General features: G+C 37.7%; 17 protein-coding genes and 1 pseudogene. 16 read left to right on the forward strand and 2 right to left on the reverse strand.

Features of this window, described 5'->3' with window-relative positions; translation table 11 throughout:
- Nucleotides 1-2 precede the first annotated feature (2 nt).
- On the reverse strand, nucleotides 3-1,100 hold the full coding sequence (locus NYR17_RS00920) for an acyltransferase family protein (protein ID WP_302505679.1): 1,098 nt from the start codon (nucleotides 1,098-1,100) through the stop codon (nucleotides 3-5).
- A gap of 282 nt (nucleotides 1,101-1,382) precedes the next feature.
- Between NYR17_RS00920 and rplU the strand changes: the two genes are divergently transcribed.
- The 9 genes from rplU (at nucleotide 1,383) to NYR17_RS00965 (ending at nucleotide 8,581) form a co-directional block, all read left to right on the forward strand.
- A complete protein-coding gene (gene rplU, locus NYR17_RS00925; protein ID WP_302505680.1) occupies nucleotides 1,383-2,009 on the forward strand; it encodes a 50S ribosomal protein L21 in 627 nt (208 codons plus the stop codon).
- Between the two features lie 32 nt (nucleotides 2,010-2,041).
- Entirely contained in the window at nucleotides 2,042-2,299 is a 258-nt protein-coding gene (gene rpmA, locus NYR17_RS00930; protein WP_302505683.1) for a 50S ribosomal protein L27, read from the forward strand.
- A gap of 143 nt (nucleotides 2,300-2,442) precedes the next feature.
- A complete protein-coding gene (locus NYR17_RS00935; protein WP_302505685.1) occupies nucleotides 2,443-3,183 on the forward strand; it encodes an SIMPL domain-containing protein in 741 nt (246 codons plus the stop codon).
- Nucleotides 3,184-3,213: 30 nt separating this feature from the next.
- Complete coding sequence (locus tag NYR17_RS00940; RefSeq protein WP_302505687.1) at nucleotides 3,214-4,077, forward strand: GLPGLI family protein; 864 nt, start codon at nucleotides 3,214-3,216, stop codon at nucleotides 4,075-4,077.
- A 108-nt stretch (nucleotides 4,078-4,185) separates the two neighbouring features.
- Nucleotides 4,186-4,827: a leucyl/phenylalanyl-tRNA--protein transferase gene (aat, locus tag NYR17_RS00945; RefSeq protein WP_302505689.1), complete on the forward strand. Its 642-nt coding sequence runs from the start codon at nucleotides 4,186-4,188 to the stop codon at nucleotides 4,825-4,827.
- 199 nt (nucleotides 4,828-5,026) lie between these two features.
- Nucleotides 5,027-5,893: an NAD kinase gene (locus tag NYR17_RS00950; protein ID WP_302505691.1), complete on the forward strand. Its 867-nt coding sequence runs from the start codon at nucleotides 5,027-5,029 to the stop codon at nucleotides 5,891-5,893.
- 64 nt (nucleotides 5,894-5,957) lie between these two features.
- A complete protein-coding gene (gene fbaA, locus NYR17_RS00955; protein WP_302505693.1) occupies nucleotides 5,958-7,025 on the forward strand; it encodes a class II fructose-bisphosphate aldolase in 1,068 nt (355 codons plus the stop codon).
- A gap of 125 nt (nucleotides 7,026-7,150) precedes the next feature.
- Nucleotides 7,151-8,002, forward strand: a complete 852-nt coding sequence (gene accD / locus NYR17_RS00960; RefSeq protein ID WP_302505695.1) for an acetyl-CoA carboxylase, carboxyltransferase subunit beta — start codon at nucleotides 7,151-7,153, stop codon at nucleotides 8,000-8,002.
- A 72-nt stretch (nucleotides 8,003-8,074) separates the two neighbouring features.
- Complete coding sequence (locus NYR17_RS00965) at nucleotides 8,075-8,581, forward strand: DUF6973 domain-containing protein (RefSeq protein WP_302505698.1); 507 nt, start codon at nucleotides 8,075-8,077, stop codon at nucleotides 8,579-8,581.
- Between the two features lie 14 nt (nucleotides 8,582-8,595).
- Here NYR17_RS00965 and NYR17_RS00970 read toward each other — a convergent pair whose 3' ends face one another.
- Nucleotides 8,596-10,263, reverse strand: coding sequence for a DUF6909 family protein (locus tag NYR17_RS00970; RefSeq protein ID WP_302505700.1), 1,668 nt, complete (start codon nucleotides 10,261-10,263; stop codon nucleotides 8,596-8,598).
- Between the two features lie 156 nt (nucleotides 10,264-10,419).
- On the opposite strand from NYR17_RS00970, the gene NYR17_RS00975 reads away from it, so the two are divergent.
- The 7 genes and pseudogenes from NYR17_RS00975 to NYR17_RS01000 all read left to right on the forward strand — a co-directional run bounded on the left by NYR17_RS00975 (nucleotide 10,420) and on the right by NYR17_RS01000 (nucleotide 19,772).
- A complete protein-coding gene (locus tag NYR17_RS00975) occupies nucleotides 10,420-11,301 on the forward strand; it encodes a cupin-like domain-containing protein (protein ID WP_302505701.1) in 882 nt (293 codons plus the stop codon).
- Nucleotides 11,302-11,395: 94 nt separating this feature from the next.
- Nucleotides 11,396-11,953, forward strand: a complete 558-nt coding sequence (locus tag NYR17_RS00980) for a hypothetical protein (RefSeq protein ID WP_302505703.1) — start codon at nucleotides 11,396-11,398, stop codon at nucleotides 11,951-11,953.
- A gap of 79 nt (nucleotides 11,954-12,032) precedes the next feature.
- Nucleotides 12,033-13,031: a helix-turn-helix transcriptional regulator gene (locus NYR17_RS00985; protein WP_302505704.1), complete on the forward strand. Its 999-nt coding sequence runs from the start codon at nucleotides 12,033-12,035 to the stop codon at nucleotides 13,029-13,031.
- A gap of 136 nt (nucleotides 13,032-13,167) precedes the next feature.
- Nucleotides 13,168-13,854: a hypothetical protein gene (locus NYR17_RS00990; RefSeq protein WP_302505705.1), complete on the forward strand. Its 687-nt coding sequence runs from the start codon at nucleotides 13,168-13,170 to the stop codon at nucleotides 13,852-13,854.
- 39 nt (nucleotides 13,855-13,893) lie between these two features.
- Nucleotides 13,894-14,268, forward strand: a pseudogene (locus NYR17_RS09680) (IS982 family transposase); the annotation flags it as partial.
- Nucleotides 14,269-15,789: 1,521 nt separating this feature from the next.
- On the forward strand, nucleotides 15,790-19,338 hold the full coding sequence (locus NYR17_RS00995) for a Zn-binding domain-containing protein (RefSeq protein WP_438826609.1): 3,549 nt from the start codon (nucleotides 15,790-15,792) through the stop codon (nucleotides 19,336-19,338).
- Between the two features lie 92 nt (nucleotides 19,339-19,430).
- Complete coding sequence (locus NYR17_RS01000; RefSeq protein ID WP_302505709.1) at nucleotides 19,431-19,772, forward strand: ASCH domain-containing protein; 342 nt, start codon at nucleotides 19,431-19,433, stop codon at nucleotides 19,770-19,772.
- Nucleotide 19,773 lies beyond the last annotated feature (1 nt).

Raw genomic sequence — 19,773 nt, forward strand, 5'->3', positions numbered from 1 at the left:
TTTTAATTATCGGTTTCTGCGGTTTTAGCTCTTAAAAAGCTCAGGATTTTCCAGCCTAAATCATCACATTTTTTTAAAATTTGAGCGATGATGATGGCGAGCCCAATATTGATAGGGAAAATGATAAGCATCAGCCCCCACCAAGGCATTTCATCTTTAAGCGGTGTAACGATGAAATAAATTAAAGAAGAGCTGATCCCTTGCGCAAAATAATAAAAAATAGCATTGCGTCCTATGGTATTAACAAAGTGATTTTTAGTGATTTTCAGTCGGTTATAGAATACAAATACGGTGATTAGAGAAAACATAGACCAAATGATATAAGGGAATTTTGGCGGAAATTTCAACTTATTGATTTTATAGAAAATATCTGTACCATAGCTCCAAAACATCAGCCCTAAGGCAAGAAAAAAGCCAAGGTAGAGCAAGGGAATATAGCGGGTTTTAATCTTTTTGCCCCTCATTTTATGAGCGATAAGGAACACCCCGAGATAAAACGCCACATAGCCCACCTGCCCCGTAGGATAAAAATAAGGGAAGATATTAAACATCAGAGTGAGCGCTAAACATAGGGCTATAAACCAGTAGATGTGTTTGGGGAAAAATTTGAGAATCAGCACGCCAAAAACGGTCAGTATGTAATAAACCTTCAAGTACCAAAAACTCCCCATCACCACAGGAAGAGTGTCGCAGGTAGAGTAGTGGTGCAGGTACCAGTTGCCTAAATTCTGCCATTCGGGGAAGTAAGAAATGCTTTTCGGGACAAACTTGCTGCCAAAAGTGGCGTAGAAATGCTTTAAACTCTCTATACCGAAAAAATAAAGTCCAAAAACTTTGAAAAAATAATCCGCAAAGAAGAGTAGCGTTACAAAAATCATATAAGTGATTTGCAATTTTAGCAATCGGTGGAAGGTTTTTTCAAGATTGTTGCCAGAGGTAATGCCACTGAGCGCGAAGAAGATAGGCACATCAAACAATAGGGATAAAATCCTCAATTCCGTGGGGATGTAGTATTGTCCGCTCCAAAAAGTGGTGTGGATAAAAATAATGGAAAGCGTGGCTAAACCCTTCGCAAAATCAATATATAAATCTCTTTTCATAAGCATCAAAAAAAGGAAAATCAAAGATAGGCAATTATCAGTATATAATAAAAATCGCTCGGCATTTTTTCTCAATTTATGAATTTTTTTATATTTGAATTATAAAAAGTCTAAAAAACGCCAACCTATGAAATTATCCTTGCCAAAAAGCAAATTGCGGGACAAAATAACCTTATAGAGTTAGAATAGGACACATTCCTAAAAATAATTTGAGGTTAAGTATTTGTAATTCAAAAAAAATGCTTACTTTTGCGGTCTTAATTAACTAAAATATTTATAACAATGTTTGCAATCGTAGAGATAGCAGGGCTTCAATACAAAGTTGAGCAAGACCAAAAGTTGTTTGTAAACCGTCTTCCAGGTGAGAAAGGAGATAAAGTCTCTTTTGACAAAGTACTTCTTACCGTGAACGGAGCAACAACCGTAGGCGCCCCAGCTGTAAGTGGTATCGCTGTAGAAGCGGAAATTCTTGAGCATTTAAAAGCCGATAAAGTTATCGTTTTCAAAAAGAAAAGAAGAAAAGGCTATGCTAAGAAAAACGGACACAGACAATCTTTAACACAAATCAGAATTGTATCTATTACAGGTTTTGATGGTGCTAAAAAGTCTGAAACTAAAGCAGAACCAAAAGCTACAGCAAAAAAATCTGCCAAAAAAGGAGATGATCTAACCCTTATCGAAGGGATTGGTCCTAAGGTAGCAGAGATTTTTGCAGGAGCAGGAATTAACTCTTTCGCAGATTTAGCAAAAAAATCTAAAGAGGAATTAGAAGCGATTTTAGACCCTAATGGTGCAGTATATGCCGCTATGGACCCTACAACTTGGCCACAGCAAGCACAATTGGCAGCAGATGGGAAGTTCGATGAGTTAGAAACGCTTAAAGGACAGTTAAAAGGCGGTAGAGCCTAATATTTTTTAACCTTTTAAAAACCTAAAATAAAATGGCACACAAAAAAGGAGTTGGTAGTTCCAAAAACGGTAGAGAATCTCACTCTAAAAGATTAGGCGTGAAGATTTTCGGTGGACAGGAGGCTATTGCTGGTAATATCATTGTTAGACAAAGAGGTACTGAGCACCACCCAGGTGAAAATGTAGGGATGGGTAAAGACCACACTTTGTTCGCTTTGGTAGACGGTAAAGTAGTCTTCAGAAAGAAAGCTAACAACAGATCTTATGTATCTGTAGAACCAAACGCTTAAATTATACTCATAATAAATTTAAGGTTAGACATTGTACCAGCCATTCTCTTTTTTGAGGATGGCTTTTTTATATCCAAAAAGTGGCTTAATGAAAGAAAATGTTTATATTTGTCAGAGAATTAACCACCAAATCCTGATTGAATATGAAAAATACACCAAAAAACATCATCGCTGTAGCCATTGCGGCTGTCGGCTTCATTGTAGGCGTGGGGCTGTTGGGCTCCGCCATTAAAAACCGAAACCAAGGCGAAAATACCATTTCCGTAACGGGCTTGGGGACTAAGCAATTTACCTCGGATCTGATTACTTGGAACGGCAATTTTTCCCGAAGTAGTTACCAATTGCAAGATGCCTATAATGCTTTAGCCAGCGACCGCGCCAAAATTCAGAGCTATCTCAATTCCAAAGGGGTTAAAAAGGAAGAAATGATTTTTTCCGCTGTGGATATTCAGAAAATATACAATTATGTGAGTGATGGGCAGGGCGGTTCCAGACAAGTTTTTGAGGGCTACCAACTTTCGCAAACGGTTTCTATCCAGAGTAAAGAAGTCGCCAAAATTGAAAATATCTCCCGAAACATCACGGAAATTATCAACCAAGGCATAGAGTTTACCTCTTCCTCACCAGATTATTTCTATACCAAACTTGCTGAGGTCAAACAACAGATGATTGCCGATGCCACCAAAGATGCCAAGCAAAGAGCCGAGAAAATCGCCGCTAACGCAGGGGCAAAATTAGGGCATTTGAAGAAAGCTTCTATGGGGGTTATCCAGATTACGGCGCCCAATTCCAACGAAGATTTTTCGTATGGCGGCACTTTCAACACCTCTTCCAAGGAGAAAGAAGCCAGCATTACCATTAAATTAGAATATCAAGTGGATTAAAAAATAACAATCTATAAAAATAAAATTATAATGAAAAAATTATTTAGTTTGGTGCTTTGTTGCATCATTGGACTTAGTATGGCTCAGAATGTTAATCGTTTCTTTTATGAATTAACCTATCAGCCGAACAAAGATTCTGCGAAGACAGAAACCATTATGACCGTTTTAGACATCTGGAAAGATAAGTCGGTGTATCGGGATTATACAGCCATTTCGCAAGATTCTTTATTGAAAGAATTCACTCAGAACGCTATGCGCACGGGCAATTTTTTTGATACCGAAAAAGCGGGTATTAAACAAGCAAAGTTTAGTTATACCATCGTAAAACCTTATCCTATTACCGATGAAATTCGCTATGAAGATATGATTCTGAACAAAAAATTTGTCTATACCGAAAAGGTCAAATTGGATTGGAAAGTGCAGCCAGAAACCACAACCATAGAAAATTATCCTGTGCAGAAAGCTACGGTAGATTTCGGTGGGCGCTCTTGGTCGGCGTGGTTCACTACGGAATTGCCTTTTGCCGATGGGCCGTATAAATTTCAAGGTTTGCCAGGCTTAATCGTGAAGTTGGAAGATAGCCAGCACCACTACCAATGGTTGCTTAAAGGCAATGAGAAACTGACCGAAGAAAAGGCGACTTCTTATGTAGATACGATGATGAAGCAATTTGGGATGGGGAAGGGCATCGAGATTTCTAAGGAGAAATTTGAGAAAGCCTATAACGATTATAAAAAAGACCCTTTCGCGAGTATGAAAATGCAGTTGAATTCCCCACAAATGAAGGATTATAAATTGCCAGACGGCTCTTCTTTGGTAGAAAAACTAAAAGAGACAGAGGAGCGGATGAAAAAAATGCTCAACGAAAATAATAATCCTATAGAGCTTAAATAAAGCTAAAAAAGGTGAAAAATCAAATTTTTAAGGTGGAGATGAACTTCACCTTAATTTTTAGGTTGAAAGTCACTAACTCAAAATAAATCTGTGTTAAAACCATAAATTATGGTATATTTAGACCCGAATGAAATCGCGTTTCCTGATCCTATGCATTATGATGGCATAGAGGGCGGTTTGATTGCTATGGGCGGAGATTTGTCGCCAGAGCGCGTGCTATTTGCGTATCAGCATGGCATTTTTCCTTGGTTTAATGAAGGCGAAGAAATTCTTTGGTGGTCGCCAGATCCCAGATTCGTGCTGTATCCCAAAGATTTAAAAATCTCCAAATCGATGCGGAAAATTATGAGAGAAGACCGCTTTGAGTTCAGGGAAAATCATCAGTTTAATGCCGTTATAGAGGCTTGTGCGAGCATCAATAGACCTCATCAAGAAGGTACTTGGATTACCACTGAGATGAAATCTACTTATAAAAAACTCCATCAGATGGGTTATGCCAAAAGTGTAGAAGTGTATGAGAACGAAACTTTGGTTGGCGGTTTTTATGGCATTCAGGTGGGGTGTATATTCTGTGGTGAGAGTATGTTTAGCCATGTGAGTAACGCCTCTAAAGCGGGATTTATCTATTTTGTACAGAAATATGCGCAGCAACTTTCATTGATAGATTGCCAAATTCACTCGACGCATTTAGAAAGCTTGGGCGCTAAGATGATTTCTAAAGCATTGTTTTTAGAAACATTGCATCAATAAAAAACTGCGCATCAAATAGTTGATACGCAGCTTCCTAATAAATCTAATAAAAAGTAAAAATGAAAGGGTGCAAAGATAGATATAAAATAATATACCACGCAAGTTTTTTGAGAAAAAAAATTAAAAAAATTACACAGCCTCTTTGGATTTTTAATTGTATTTTTGACACACCATTCATCAATAAACGAATATCAAGACTATGAGAGCGGCTATTTATTCTCAAAAAAAAGACTTAGACACCTTTCTATACCTCAGTAAATTCATTTCAGAATTGGAAAAAAGAGGCGTAGAATCTGTGCTTTATGAAGGTCTTTCTGTGGATTTGGCTTTTTCCAGGCACTTTAAAACCTTTAATAATAAAGAAGAATTAAAAGCTTTAGAGGTCAGTTTGTTTTTTAGTTTTGGAGGAGATGGCACCATTCTAAACGCTCTGATTTTCATTCAAGATTTAGAAATTCCCATTGTGGGCGTCAATACGGGCAGATTAGGCTTTTTGGCGTGTTTTTCAAAAGAAGAGATATTCCAAAATATAGATAAGATTTTAGCTGGAGAGACCATTCTTAGCCGCCGCTCTGTGATTGAGGTTTCCGCAGGAAATACCCAGATAGACTTTCCTTTTGCTCTTAATGATCTGAGTATCACCAGAAAAGAAACCACCTCTATGATTACCATAGATTCTTATATTGACCAAGAATTTCTAACGGTATTCTGGGGTGATGGTTTGGTGATTTCCACACCTACGGGCTCTACGGCGTACAATCTGAGTTGTGGAGGTCCTATCATTTCGCCGCGTACAGATGATTTTGTGCTAACGCCTATTGCACCACACAACCTTAATGTAAGACCCATTATCCTAAGGGACGATGTGGAAATCAAGCTCAATGTAGAGAGCCGTGTGCCTGAGTTTTTGCTCTCGCTGGACTCTCGGCTTTATGATATTGCCATAGAGGAGCCAATCACGGTTAAAAAAGCCAATTTTGAAGTCTCATTGATGATGACCAAGCGCATCAATTTTTACGAAACCCTTCGGCAGAAGTTGCTCTGGGGAAAAGATAAAAGAAACTAAACTCATTCGCTAAAAAATACTTAAATTTATAGCCTAAAAATAATTCAAATAAAATAAATCAATTATGAGTAGAAAATTCCCGGCTGGTGTAGCCACAGGTACTATGGTAAGCGATATTTTTCAATACGCTAAAGAAAACAAATTTGCCCTTCCAGCGGTTAATGTCATTGGTTCCAGCAACATCAATGCAACTATGGAAACGGCAGCCAAACTGAACGCCCCAGTGATTATCCAGTTCTCTAACGGTGGTGCCGCTTTTAACGCAGGAAAAGGACTGAGCAATGAAGGTCAGAAAGCCGCTATTTTAGGCGCGGTAGCGGGTGCTAAGCACATCCACACTTTAGCGGAAGCTTATGGCGCTACGGTGATTTTGCATACCGACCACTGTGCTAAAAAACTCCTCCCTTGGATTGATGGACTTTTAGATGCTGGAGAAATATTCTTTAAAGAAAACGGAAAACCGCTTTACTCTTCGCATATGTTAGACCTTTCTGAGGAATCTTTAGAAGAAAATTTAGAAATCTCTGCCAAATATTTTGAGAGAATGTCTAAAATGGATATGACTTTAGAAGTGGAAATCGGTGTAACTGGTGGCGAGGAAGATGGCGTGGATAATACCGATGTGGACAATGCAAAACTCTATACACAGCCAGAAGATGTGGCTTATACTTATGAGAAATTAAAGCAAATCTCTGACCACTTTACCATTGCTGCAGCCTTCGGAAATGTACACGGCGTTTACAAACCAGGGAATGTTAAGCTGACACCAGAAATTCTACTCAATTCTCAGAAATTTGTACAAGAAAAATACGCCACAGTAGAGAAGCCTATTAACTTCGTGTTCCACGGTGGTTCAGGGTCTACTTTGGAAGAAATTAGAGAAGCGATAGACTATGGCGTGATTAAAATGAATATTGACACCGATTTGCAATTCGCTTATACCGAGGGGATTAGAGATTATATGAATGATAAAATAGAATACCTAAGAACGCAGATTGGCAATCCAGAAGGTGCTGACCTACCGAACAAAAAACTCTACGATCCAAGAGTATGGTTAAGAAAAGGTGAAGAAACCTTCGGTAAGAGGTTGGTACAAGCCTTTGAAGACCTTAACAATGTAAATACCCTATAAGATATTAGGATAATTAAAAAAATCTTGTATTTTTGCTTATGATTACAACTTGCCGAGCCCCGCTAATTGGTGGGGCGGTAGGTTGAATAAACTGATTTTTAATCTTAAAATAAAATGATACGGCTATGGCATTTGATTGGTTCAAGAGAAAAACTAAAAATATAACCACTTCTACAGAAGAAAAAAAGGACATTCCGAAAGGGCTTTGGCATAAAACTCCCACAGGGAAAATCATAGAATATGATGAGCTGAAAGCCAATCATTTCGTGTCTCCAGAAGATGGTTTTCACATTAGAATAGGCTCTAAGGAATACTACGAAATCCTTTTTGACCAAGGCAAATTTAAAGAATTAGATGAGAAAGTAGAGAGTGTAGATATTTTAAAATTTAAAGATACCAAGCCTTATACCGAAAGACTTAAAGAAGCCAAATCTAAAACCAAACTCCACGATTCCATCCGAAATGCTGTGGGCTCTGTGGGCGGTGTAGAGATTGTGATTTCTTGTATGGATTTTAAATTTATAGGCGGTTCTTTGGGTTCCGTGATGGGTGAAAAAATCCGCAGAGCTATAGACTACGCCATTAAGCACCAATTGCCGTATATGATTATCTGCCAATCAGGGGGAGCGCGGATGCAAGAAGCCGCCCATTCCTTGATGCAGTTGGCAAAAGTACAAGCCAAATTGGTCCAATTATCCGAAGCGGGATTGCCTTACATTGCCTACCTAACAGATCCTACATTTGGAGGCATCACGGCTTCCTTTGCGATGACAGCGGACATTATTATGGCAGAGCCAGGAGCACTAATCGGTTTCGCAGGGCCGCGGGTGATTAGAGAAACCATTGGTAGAGATTTGCCAGAAGACTTCCAAACCTCAGAATTCTTAAAAGAAAAAGGCTTCGTGGATTTTATCGTGAACAGAAGAGAGGCGAAAGCTACTATTGCACAAACGGTAAAACTCCTGATGAATCAATAACAAAATTGGCTCATATAGCAAAAAGCCTTGTTAAATTTTTCATTTAGCGAGGCTTTAATTTTATAAAATAGAATGAAAATTATCACTGTGTTTTTCAATGCTTTTAGAGCGCTATCTTGGCGAAATATCGCGAAGTTATTGGGGCTATTTTTACGACAGCCTTTGTTCTTCATTTTAGCTATTTATGCCAGTGCCAAGGCTTACCAAAAAGCCGCTAAAATATACCCCAAAACAGCGAGTAACAATGGTAAAGGCAATGCATTTAGGCACGCCTATTGGAACTGCCTGATTCTGATGTATTGCTGCAAAGTGTCCTCGCCGCAGAAAGCTCTAAAATTCACGGAAGACTTTACCAACCTCCACGAGGAGCTTTTCCCTAATGCGCCGTTAGAAAAAGCTATGGATTTGCACAATAACCAAGTGGGCAGGGCTTATTTTATGAGCTTACTGCCACAGATCCACCGCCAGTTTTTTGAAACCACTTTCTTTATTGAGGGTTTAAAGCAAAAAACAGAAACCGCTCAAGCCGTTAGCCAAACAGGAGACATACCAGTGGAGGGTTTGGTTTATTTGGTTTGATGTTTTTTTTTAACTTATCTCCCCCTCAGCACTTTCTCTAAAATCCTTAAAGTGATCAGATAAGTGGGCTTAACGCCAGTGAGCCCTAAGCCGCCAGAAGAAAGCGTACTCCCCGTTTCTAATGGGTTATCGGAGGCATAGTAAGCGTAGCACACAAACAAATCTGGGCTGATGTGGTGCCTAATTTTAGAAGCCACCTGAATGGCTTTTTGGTAGTGCGCCCCCTCCATTTCTAAGCCAATGGCTTTCCACGAGGTGTTCATAAAATACGAGAGAATATCTTTATTCTGCAAAGAAGTCCCCAGCACGGTAATCATCGCGCCCTCAAAAGCTTGGAGTTCATCATCTTTAAAATCTTCCAAATTTAAGGCGTTTTCAAAAGGATAATTGTCTGCCGTGCCTTCAAAAATATGTGAAGTCGGTATCATAATATCGCCCTTGGCACCTTCTAAAATCCCTGCTTTTCCCATAATAGAAATAGATTTTACAGGCATATGGTAGAGCTCATCGCCCACATAGAAAGGCTTGAGCAACTCATCCATAATCTCGAACGCTTGCTCGCCAAAGGCATAATCAAAAACGATAATCACACCTTCCGTATCCACATCTATGGCTTTAAACGAAGTGGAGGAGAGGTCGGTTTTCTTTAAATCAAAAATCTGAACATCAATATTGCTGCCACTTTGGTCGTCTATGTAGATCATCCCTTGGGATAGGGCGTAATCCGAGACTTGCTTCATCAGAGTGGCATCGTGGCTGATGTTCTCGTAGAGGGAATAATCCACCTCTTTGGGCGGTTTTACATTGAGGGCTTCGTGGGCGAAGAGCATATTTTTAACGCTGTGCATATTCGCGCTGATGATGTGTAGCGGGCGTTTATGCAGGTTGTACTGCACCAAAGTTTCCTTCACCTTATTGGCCCATTTTTCGCCAAAGAAATGATGCCCCACACGCTCTTGGAGAATGGCACTGAAGAAAATCTCACGCTCTCTTTCCTTTTTCCAATCGTTTAAGCTGACCTCTCCCATATTATAGATGATTTTGAAGAGCCTATCGGGATTTTTATCATCGCCAAATTTTTCGTAGGCAGAGAGGGTTTCCTCAAAGGTGCGCCCAAGGAACGCCGAAAGCTGTATCAGCGCGACTTCCTTCTCCTTACGGCTGAATTTCTTTTCGCCCTTAGCCACTTCTTCTATCGCCTTCCAGATGCGGCGTGGCGTGCCTCCTTTTTCCATATCAAAGCCGAGATTTCTCACTTTGTCCGCTTCTAAATAGAAAAAAGTAAGGTGCGTAAGAATATCATAAATCTCTGAGCGCCCCAGCAATACCTCTATATTCATCTGATGTTGGTCTATGCGGTAGCAATTTCTGCGGCGTTTTTTGGGAATAATCGGTTGAAAACTGGCTTTCTGAAAGCCTTCATCTGAAGTCAAGTGGATAAAAGCGCATTCTTCTATGCCTTCTGGCAGGCGGTCCAAAACATAGAGCAACCCATCTAACTCCACCTTTTTAGGCATCGCCATAGAGCCATAAATTTCGGGCTGAATGACTAAAAGTAGGTCTCTAAGGGTTTCTCCAGAAACGCCCCCAGGTTTAAAAAAGCCTCTATAAAATAAATGTCGCATCGCAACATAAAGCCGTTCTATGGCTTCCGTGGTTTCTCTTGCTCTTGATTTTGCCATAAGGATTGAAATAATAATCTTGCAAATATAGTTTTTTTGTCTATGTTTTGAGAATCCTCATCGGGAGAAATTATCATCAATCCCGATATTTATATAGCTCTAACCTCTCGTTTCATATTAAATTTTCTTAACTTTGCTCTCTAAATTTTTATGAATATGGGACTTCATCTAAAACCAATCGATATTGTAGAAGATATTTCTAAAGAAGATTTTTACGAGAAATACCTCAAAAAACGCCAGCCTGTCGTGATTAAAAATATGGCAAGACAATGGCCGGCATACCAAAAATGGACGCTGGATTATATGAAAGAAGCCGTTGGCGATGTGGAAGTGCCTCTCTATGACAGCTCTAAGGCAGACCCCGCAGCACCGATTAACGCTTCGGCAGCGAAGATGAAATTCGGAGATTATATTGATTTGATTGAAAAAGAACCCACCGACCTTCGGATTTTCCTTTTTGATCCGATCAAGCACGCCCCCAAACTTTTAGATGATTATGTGTTCCCGAAAAACCTAATGGGCGGGTTTTTGGATAAATACCCTAATATGTTTTTCGGCGGCAAGGGCTCGGTGACTTTCCTCCATTTTGATATTGATATGGCGCATATTTTCCACACGCATTTTAACGGCAGAAAGCACATTCTCCTTTTTGATTACAAGTGGAAAGAACGCCTTTATCAGATACCTTTTGCTACTTATGCATTAGAGGATTATGATATTTCTAACCCAGATTTTGAGAAATTCCCAGCCTTAGATGGCGTGGAGGGGATAGAATGCTATTTGGAACACGGCGATACGCTCTTTATGCCAACAGGTTGGTGGCATTGGATGAAGTATTTAGACGGTAGTTTTTCCATTTCGCTAAGGGCTTGGGACCAATCTTGGGCGGTAAAAGCACATTCTCTTTGGAACCTCACGGTGCAGCGGCAATTTGATAATTTTATGAAAGCCCGATATAAAAAACGCTATATGGATTGGAAAGAGAAAAAAGCCATACAACGCGCCAACAAAGCCCTAAAAAACGGATTGCCTAAATAATATAAAAGAGAGAAATTGTAAGGTTTCTCTCTTTTTTTTGTGATTTTCCCTGTTTTATGATAAAATTGACTATCTTTATAGCAAAATTGAGGTTATGAAGAGAATTTTATTTATTGCTGTTTTGATGGTTTTTCAGTGGAGTTCGGCGCAGATCACCAGTACGGTGGTTAATAAAGCCAATTTTGAACAATCGGGGTTTCCATTTAAGGGCGTTCGGGTGCTTACAGTGGAGCATATCAGTACGCCCACGGAAGAAAATATCTATGTTTTTTCCAAAAATGAACGCTCCGCTCCGCAAGATGAATTGTATATTCAGCAATTTAAAAAAATCGATGGAAAATGGCAGCCAACCACCGAGAAAACCATTGCTAAAACAGAGATTATCACTTCTGTTTGGGACGCTCGCAAAGCCTTTTTTGATGCCGATAAAGATGGGCAAGCCGATGTACTTTTTGTCTATTCTGAACACGCCAAAGAGAATTCTAAACGAATGTTAAGTGTTTCATTATTATTGATTTACAAAAATAAAATCTACACTACCACTTATAGTAAAAATGACGAAAAAACCACCTCCGATTTCTCCCCAAGTGATTTGCCACCCGCCGTTTACGAAGCAATGCAAACCTATTGGGAGCGTTTAGATAAGGCGTGAAGAATGGAGAATACCTTCCAGTTGATTATAAATTCTTGAAAAACAGAAGTATGTATAATTTCTAATTTGTAAAAAATCTATGTCTACCACCAAAAATGCGCAGCTTCGTTATAAGGCTTTGGACCAGTGTTTTTCTAACTTTTATAAGAAATTTTTTATAGAAGATTTGATGCAACATTGTAGCGAGGTGCTTTCGGAACATTTTATGGAGGAAAAGACCATATCGCGGAGGCAAATTTTTGATGATATGAATTTTATGAAGAGTGCGGCAGGCTTTGAGGCACCGATTGAAAGCATTAAGGAGGGCAGGAAAACCTATTACCGATACGATGACCCCAATTTTTCAATCCTAAAAAAGCCGATGACCGCCACCGAACGAGAAACTTTGCAGGAGGCTTTGGAGACTTTGGGGAGGCTCAATACTTTGCCAGGTTTTGATTGGGTGAAATCGTTGCAAGCCAAGTTGGATGCCGAGTTGCAGCCTCAAGCGGAGGCAAATCCCATCATCGATTTTGAAGAAAACGCCTATCTGAAGGGATTGGAATTTTTGCACCCGTTGTACCAATATATTTCCAAGAAAATCCCCGTTGAGATTGTCTACAAAAGTTTCCAAGCCGAGCAAGAACAGCGCATCACTTTTTCGCCGTATTTTCTAAAGCAATACAACAACCGTTGGTTTTTATTTGGGTGGAATCACGCCTTTGAAACAATTCAAAATATGGCGTTAGACCGTGTGTTGTCCATCGGCAATAGCGGTGTTTCTTACCAACCTTCCACTTTTGATTTTGTGGATTATTTTGATGAAATTATCGGCGTTACCAATCCTAAAAATGCTCCTGTGGAAACGATTGAAATCCAACTTTCGGACAGGATTATCCCCTATATCACCTCAAAACCTTTGCACGGTTCGCAAAAAATCAAAGGCAACTACCTCACAATCAGTGTAAAAATCAATTACGAACTGATTTCCCTCATTCTCTCTCATCGCGAAAATATGACGGTGCTTTCTCCTCCGGCATTGGTCGCTCAAATCAAAGATCTCATCGAAAAAATGAAAAAAAACTACGAGTGTAGATAGGCTGCATAGATGGGGTGTAAGTTTGAAACATTAAATACAACAAGAACATGATGCCCAATAAGATGATAGACAAAAAAAATTAAAACTCTGGAAAAATCCACTGAGTGATCAAGAGTTTGAGTTATTGAGAAAAAACTTGAGTTTTTCGAATCGACTCAGTATCAATCCTAAAGAGGCGACTTATTACTATGCGGAATGGTGGAGGAGAAATTATAACGGTGGGAGCCCAAGTAAGGAAGCGGTTTTTGAGTCGATAGGTGGTAATATTCAATTTAATATGGATGCCAAAACTTTCTTTAACATTGCAAAGAAAGGTGCAGAAATGTTAGAAATTAAATGGATTAAAAAACAGTATACGCTCTATTTCAAGACTTTGCTATTGCAGGGTGGGTTGTCTTTGTATCATCTTTCTCAGAATACAAGTTCTTATAAAAAGTTTCTTTTGGCTGTTTTGGAGATTCAGCCTGAAAAAATAGAGGATTTTATTTTTCAAACAGAAATTACTAATTTATTACCTCCTTCAAGCAGAAATGATATTATTTATGAAAATTGTTTTGAAATTGTAAGGGCTATTTTAGATGATGAAAATAATTATGATGAACTATTTTCTCTTAATGAATCTATACAGGAAATCTCCCGAGATTTAAAAATCAGAAAACAACATTTACAGCGGAAAACGAGAACTCTAAAACCACAAAATTATTGGCTGTTAGACCTAACAACCCATGAAATCAATCTGAGAATTGGTTTTGCAGATCAATATTCTAAAGAGCCCCTTGTGCATTTAGGAAAAAAAATAAAAAAAGATTGTTCATTCGACTAAAAAGTCGTATATTTAATTAGTTATCAATTGATTAAATACATGAACAATCTTATACAAAACTACAAAATTATTTTGAAAGAACTGAAAGAAACTTGCAAAAATATTCCTACTAAAAAGCAAATCCGAAAACCGAAATTGTCTGATATGGAATTAGTGGCACTGAACATTACCGCGGAATATATGTCGATAAACTCTGAAATTCAGCTATTTAGATGCATCGCTGGAACAGAATTAGACAGCAAAATAGAAAGAAGCGTTTACAACAAAAGAAAACGAAAACTTTTTTCATACATCGAAAAAATAAGGAAGACCCTAAGTGAAAAATTCTCAGATTTTACCGATGTTTTTATCGTAGATTCAACCCCTATTGAAATTTGTAAAGTGAGTAGAGCCCATCGTTCCGCCATTACCTCAGCTACTGTTGGTGATGGCAATACTGAGGTGTTAAAAAAATTTATGTCAAACCTCTGTGGGATATCCGTAGATCAGATCAAAGTTATACAAGGGCAAAGGGTTCATAATGCCATTAGTGATGATTACATCTCTGATCTATCAGAAAACCTGAGTGCAACAAAAATAAAAACACTTAGAAATAAACTACTGAAAACCTCTGGATTTACACAGAGCGAAGTAGGGAAAATATTAAATATAAACGATAAATACGAACAATTAAAAGCAATTGATACCATATCCGACGCCCAAGTAAATAATGAAAATCTACTCCCTGTAAGAGGACATTTTTTCACAAGAGGGATAGGCGGCGTTTATGTCTGTACCAACCCCAAATGTACCCATCATCAAAATATAAAACCTACCAAAGCTTTAGGAACCATGACCACTATTTCTGAGAAAAAATGCAGTTGTGGCTACCCGATGATAGAGTTAGTAGCCTGCAAAAGCTGCGGTAATATGATGCTGGAAGGCGAGGAAGTCAATGGCAGAATCACCCAAAAAGCCAGCAAAGGTTTTGAACCTTTTCAAATAGATGCGGATGATGATCTTGATGATGTAGAAACATATCACCCTCACACAATCAGGTTGATAAGAAATTATACCAACCAGAAATTGGCTCTAAATGACTATTATACCTGTTCTATTGAACATAATGGAAATATCGATAAAAACAAGGGCGAAGATTTTATTCTAATTGATAACGAAAAATGTCCATATTGTGGCAATCGTAATAACTTCCCAATTCATTTCAGGGTTTCATCGGCGTTTACCAATCGTATATTGTCTGATATTATTTTAGAGGAAACAAAGGAAATGGAAGTACAAACACCATTAACTTTATCCAACGGGAAAAAATACATTTCTTTCACAGATAGTAGACAAGGGACAGCAAAAATAGCCGCTCAAATCAATATTGATGCGGAATCTGACTGGACAAGATACCAAGTGTATCATCACTTACTCAAAATGAACAAAGAAACTAAAGTAGGTGCTGGTGGTATAGAACAACTTCATGAAAATAGAGTAGGCCTTATTAAAATGATAGAAAATGCACCTCTATTTATGAAAAAATCGTACGAACAGAACTTAAGAGATGTTCAAAGGGCTATTGAAAGCTTTGAAAAAGACACCTTCACTTCCTATAGAGCTTCTTGGAAAGAATTGATGGATGTTTTAAAATCCAAAGAAGACTTTAAAACACTATTCCTAAAAGCGGCAAAAGGTAATGACAGTAATTTTATTACCAATCAAGACACCTATGCCAAAAGTTTGCTATACGACCAATTTGCCAGAAGAATTAAAAGAGAAAGATCCTTAGAAAACTTAGGGCTTGTGAATATTGCTTATCCATCTTTTGATGAGGTTTCTTTGCCAGAAGTAGCAACAACTTTAGGCATTTTTAAGGAAGAATGGAAGGATTTATTAAAAATAGCAGCTGATTATGTACTTAGATCAGGCTTTTATTTTGATTTTGATGCCTCTATGTATCTCTTTACTTCTAACCTGTATAGACCTAAGCTAATTTATCCAACAAACTCTAAAATAGAGGGAGATAAATGGGTAGCGTTTAACCCAAAATCTAAAATACAACCAGGACTGGTATTGCTCATATGCGCAGGTCTTGGCTGGCATGACAAAAATGATATTGATGCAAAATCCCAAGATTTATTAAATGATTTGCTAAATGAAATTTGGAAAACACTAAAAAAATCTATTTTAGTAGAAGATAACGGCGGATATAAAATCGATTTCATAGAAAAAACCTGTTTTGAATTGGCGGGTAAGGAGTACCTATGTCCAGTAGCAAAACGCCTTTTGGATAAAACATTTAGAGGGTATTCTCCATGGATTAAGGGCAGTCTTACCCCAGAAAATATTAGAAATTATTATATTGAAAACAATATTGATATTCAGTTCCCTCTCTATCCGTATGTAAATAATTTAGATGAAGAAAACAATAAAATAGAAAGAACACTAATAGACCAATGGATTGATGAAAATAGTATAGAAGCAAGAGAAAAAGGACTATGGAATGATTTACACGAAAGGGTCTTTGGTTACCGAAAACTCTATCTGGCAGGAGAACACTCTGCACAGCAGAAAAAAGAACGATTGGAAACCTTAGAAAAACAATTTGAAACAGGAGAAATCAATATTTTAAGCTGTTCTACCACTATGGAAATGGGAGTAGATATTGGCGGAATTTCAGCTGTGGTGATGAGCAATGTGCCCCCAATGCCTGCCAACTATCTGCAAAGAGCTGGTAGAGCAGGAAGACGAGGCGAAAATAAATCTCTTTGTTTAACATTCTGTGCCCCAAACCCCATCGGGCTCCGGACAATCAATAACCCTAAATGGGCTTTAGAACACAAAATAGCACCTCCAATCCTAAAATTTGACAGTAAAGCCATTGTTGAAAGGCATATCAACTCATTATTTTTTGGATTATTTATCCAATCCAATGAAAAAGCAGGAATGAATATTAAAGAAAATATTGAGAATTTCTTCTTCGGTATAACGCCAAATATGGGAGAGCTTTTTTTCAATTGGATAGATCATATAGAAGTTGAAAAATATAAAACCTCTATTGATAATTTGATAAAGAATACCGATTTTGAAAATGCTAACCATAACCAACTCAAATTTAATGTAAAAGAGAACTTCGCAGGTGTAAAAGAGGCGGTCAAAAAACAATTAGACGGATTCGATAAAAAATTAAACGAATTAGAAAATAGCATTGGGAATAATAGTGCAGCCTACAAAGCCGTGCAATACCGAAAGAAAAATTTTTTAAAGAAGTATATCCTTAATTTCTTAGCAGAAAACCTTTTCCTGCCGAACGCTGGCTTGCCTACAGGCATTGTGGAATTTGATAATACCAATTATGATGAAATCAAAAAAAGATTAAAAAGTGATAGATATTTTGAGTATCCAACCTATCCAATATCCAGCGCACTCACAGAGTTTGCACCAGGCAACTACATCCTTATAGATGGCTTTACTTACAAATCCGCAGGTATTGTAATGAAAAATGATTGGGGAGAATCTGGCGAAAAAAATGTGATACAAGGGTGTAAATCTTGTGGCTATCAGTTTGTACTTTCCGTAGATGGAAAGGTAAAAGATTGTTGTCCTAATTGTAACGAAGCAGACACCTTAGTAGGGATTGATTTCGGTGAGCATAAAGGTGCATATACAGAACTGATAGAACCTGTTGGTTTTGCCATAGATCTATTTTCTACCCCCAGAAGAAACATCATTGAGAAAAATAAACCTCAGTATTTAGAGCCTTTACTATTAGGGGTAAAACCATGGGATAAAACCCAAAATACGATTTTGGACATTCGCTCCAGTAGTGAAAATCCTAAGTCAGAAATTCTATTCTATAATACTGGTGACGGACAGGGCTACAGCGTTTGTTTGGATTGTGGAAGAGTAGAAAACGATCATAAAAAATTAGAAGAACACCGTAGATTAAGAGGCGGAAAGAATGAATCGGATGAAAATAAATGTACCGCAAATCATATCCATGACCATGTTATTTTAGGTGCTCGGTTCAAGACAGATTTTACAGAATTACGCCTAATTAACCAAGACGGAAAATTAGTAAATGATAAGATATTGATCTATTCGTTAGGCGTTGTTTTCAGTAAAACTTTAGCAGAATATCTTGCTGTAGAAGAGGCAGAAATAGGTTTCGGAATCAAGCAATACAAAGACTATCAAACCATTTTTATCTATGATACAGCACGAGGCGGTGCAGGGTATGCCTCGCAGTTTAATTTATATGTCAACGAAATATTAAAAAAATCCCTTGATACGCTAAAAAATTGTAATTGTGAAGTGGCTTGTACCAAATGCTTAATCGATAGAACTACACAATGGCATTTAGAAAACCTGGATAGAAACCTTGCCGTAGAGTGGTTAGAGTTTGCACAATCCAAAAAAATTCCAAATACACTAAAAACTTCAGAATTTAAGGTCATCCCTATTTTGTCAAATATACTCAATGACATCAAAAGTGTTCGGTACCATGAACATATCAAATCCATTGATATTCATGTAAACAATCAGTTTGATCAATGGGAAATAGAAAAATGCGAATGGTTAGAAAATATAAAAGAAAAAAATACAGAGATTAACCTGATCATAGAAGGGAGGCCTATCTCGCTTGACAATTTTCATGACAAACTGAGTTTATATAAACTGAGCCTTAAATATAATCTGAAAAAAGGAGAACATAAGCAAATAGCAAAAGGTTACAGACTCCAAGCCACTGTAGTTCTATCCAACGGAAAAGTATTAAGCTACATTAGCACAGCCCCTTATAGCGGATTAACCCCTAAATTATTGGCAAATAACGAAAGCGAAAGTTATAAAATATTTTTAGATGCTCCTCAAAAATACCACGACTACGAACTTCCTAATTTAGCAGACTCTAACATTAGTGATATTAAAATAAAATCATTTCCAGCCTATTTTTATAGCGATAAACTTGCAGGTTTAGTATTAGAACAGTTAGAAGACAAAGCTTCTTTTATTCGTAAAATCGAAGGTAAAACATTCACAATAAACTATATAGATAAATATAATAAATCGGAATTCTCTCTAAGATTATTGCTCCAGTTTATTTCTGGTTTTCAGGCATATACCAATATGATCATACAAAAATTGAATATCCATTTTGAGGAAGACGGCTTTAAATATTCAAAAAATATTTCCTTTCCTTATTATCTTATCTATAATTATGCAGATTTAGAGGATTATGAAGAGGATTTAGAGGCGATGAGCCCAGCATTAACCTTTGATGTTGAAACGATCACACAACCTAAACTACCACATTATAGATATTTAGAATTTATTTCTGATGATTTTTCTTTTACGGTGCGTATTGATGGAGGAATAGCCCACGGAATAAAGCCTTTTAGAAAAATCCTAAAAGGAGAATTGCCCAAAGATAATATCAATTTTGAAATTAAAAAAGATGTTATGCACGACCTTATTTACACAATAATCTTAGGGGATAAATAAATGGTTAGGCTGATAGAAAAGAAAAAAACTACGAGTGCAGATAGACTGCACAGGTGATTCATAAGTTTGCATTAACAAAAATGATCAAACTTATGAAAACACAAAATCAACTGTACTTGGTACTGAGCAAACCATGGTTTCAAGAAATTCTTAACGGAACCAAAAAAGAGGAATACAGAGCTTTTACTGATTTCTATATCAGTAGATTAGCGGTGGTAGATGACGAAGGTTGCATTGTGGATACCAAAACCTACGACACGGTGAAATTCCAAATGGGATACGGCAAAAACGCCCCTCAAATGGTAGTAAAAGTCAAAAGAATTCGCTTGGATATAGACGAAGATGTAGATTTAGACGCTGGCGATTTGCTCACCGCTGATAATTGCAATTTTACCATCGAATTAGGCAAAATTTTAGAAACTTCGAATTGTTAAA

The organism is Riemerella columbina (genome assembly GCF_030517065.1).
Lineage (GTDB): Bacteria > Bacteroidota > Bacteroidia > Flavobacteriales > Weeksellaceae > Riemerella > Riemerella columbina_A.

Coding starts and splice junctions, on each gene's coding strand:
- NYR17_RS00950 (WP_302505691.1), top strand. CDS start 5,027: ATGAGAGCGGCTATTTATTCTCAAAAAAAAGACTTAGACACCTTTCTA.
- NYR17_RS00940 (WP_302505687.1), top strand. CDS start 3,214: ATGAAAAAATTATTTAGTTTGGTGCTTTGTTGCATCATTGGACTTAGT.
- NYR17_RS00970 (WP_302505700.1), bottom strand. CDS start 10,263: ATGGCAAAATCAAGAGCAAGAGAAACCACGGAAGCCATAGAACGGCTT.
- NYR17_RS00935 (WP_302505685.1), top strand. CDS start 2,443: ATGAAAAATACACCAAAAAACATCATCGCTGTAGCCATTGCGGCTGTC.
- accD (WP_302505695.1), top strand. CDS start 7,151: ATGGCATTTGATTGGTTCAAGAGAAAAACTAAAAATATAACCACTTCT.
- NYR17_RS00975 (WP_302505701.1), top strand. CDS start 10,420: ATGGGACTTCATCTAAAACCAATCGATATTGTAGAAGATATTTCTAAA.
- rplU (WP_302505680.1), top strand. CDS start 1,383: ATGTTTGCAATCGTAGAGATAGCAGGGCTTCAATACAAAGTTGAGCAA.
- NYR17_RS00985 (WP_302505704.1), top strand. CDS start 12,033: ATGTCTACCACCAAAAATGCGCAGCTTCGTTATAAGGCTTTGGACCAG.
- aat (WP_302505689.1), top strand. CDS start 4,186: ATGGTATATTTAGACCCGAATGAAATCGCGTTTCCTGATCCTATGCAT.
- NYR17_RS01000 (WP_302505709.1), top strand. CDS start 19,431: ATGAAAACACAAAATCAACTGTACTTGGTACTGAGCAAACCATGGTTT.
- NYR17_RS00980 (WP_302505703.1), top strand. CDS start 11,396: ATGAAGAGAATTTTATTTATTGCTGTTTTGATGGTTTTTCAGTGGAGT.
- NYR17_RS00965 (WP_302505698.1), top strand. CDS start 8,075: ATGAAAATTATCACTGTGTTTTTCAATGCTTTTAGAGCGCTATCTTGG.
- rpmA (WP_302505683.1), top strand. CDS start 2,042: ATGGCACACAAAAAAGGAGTTGGTAGTTCCAAAAACGGTAGAGAATCT.
- fbaA (WP_302505693.1), top strand. CDS start 5,958: ATGAGTAGAAAATTCCCGGCTGGTGTAGCCACAGGTACTATGGTAAGC.
- NYR17_RS00920 (WP_302505679.1), bottom strand. CDS start 1,100: ATGAAAAGAGATTTATATATTGATTTTGCGAAGGGTTTAGCCACGCTT.
- NYR17_RS00995 (WP_438826609.1), top strand. CDS start 15,790: ATGTATCTCTTTACTTCTAACCTGTATAGACCTAAGCTAATTTATCCA.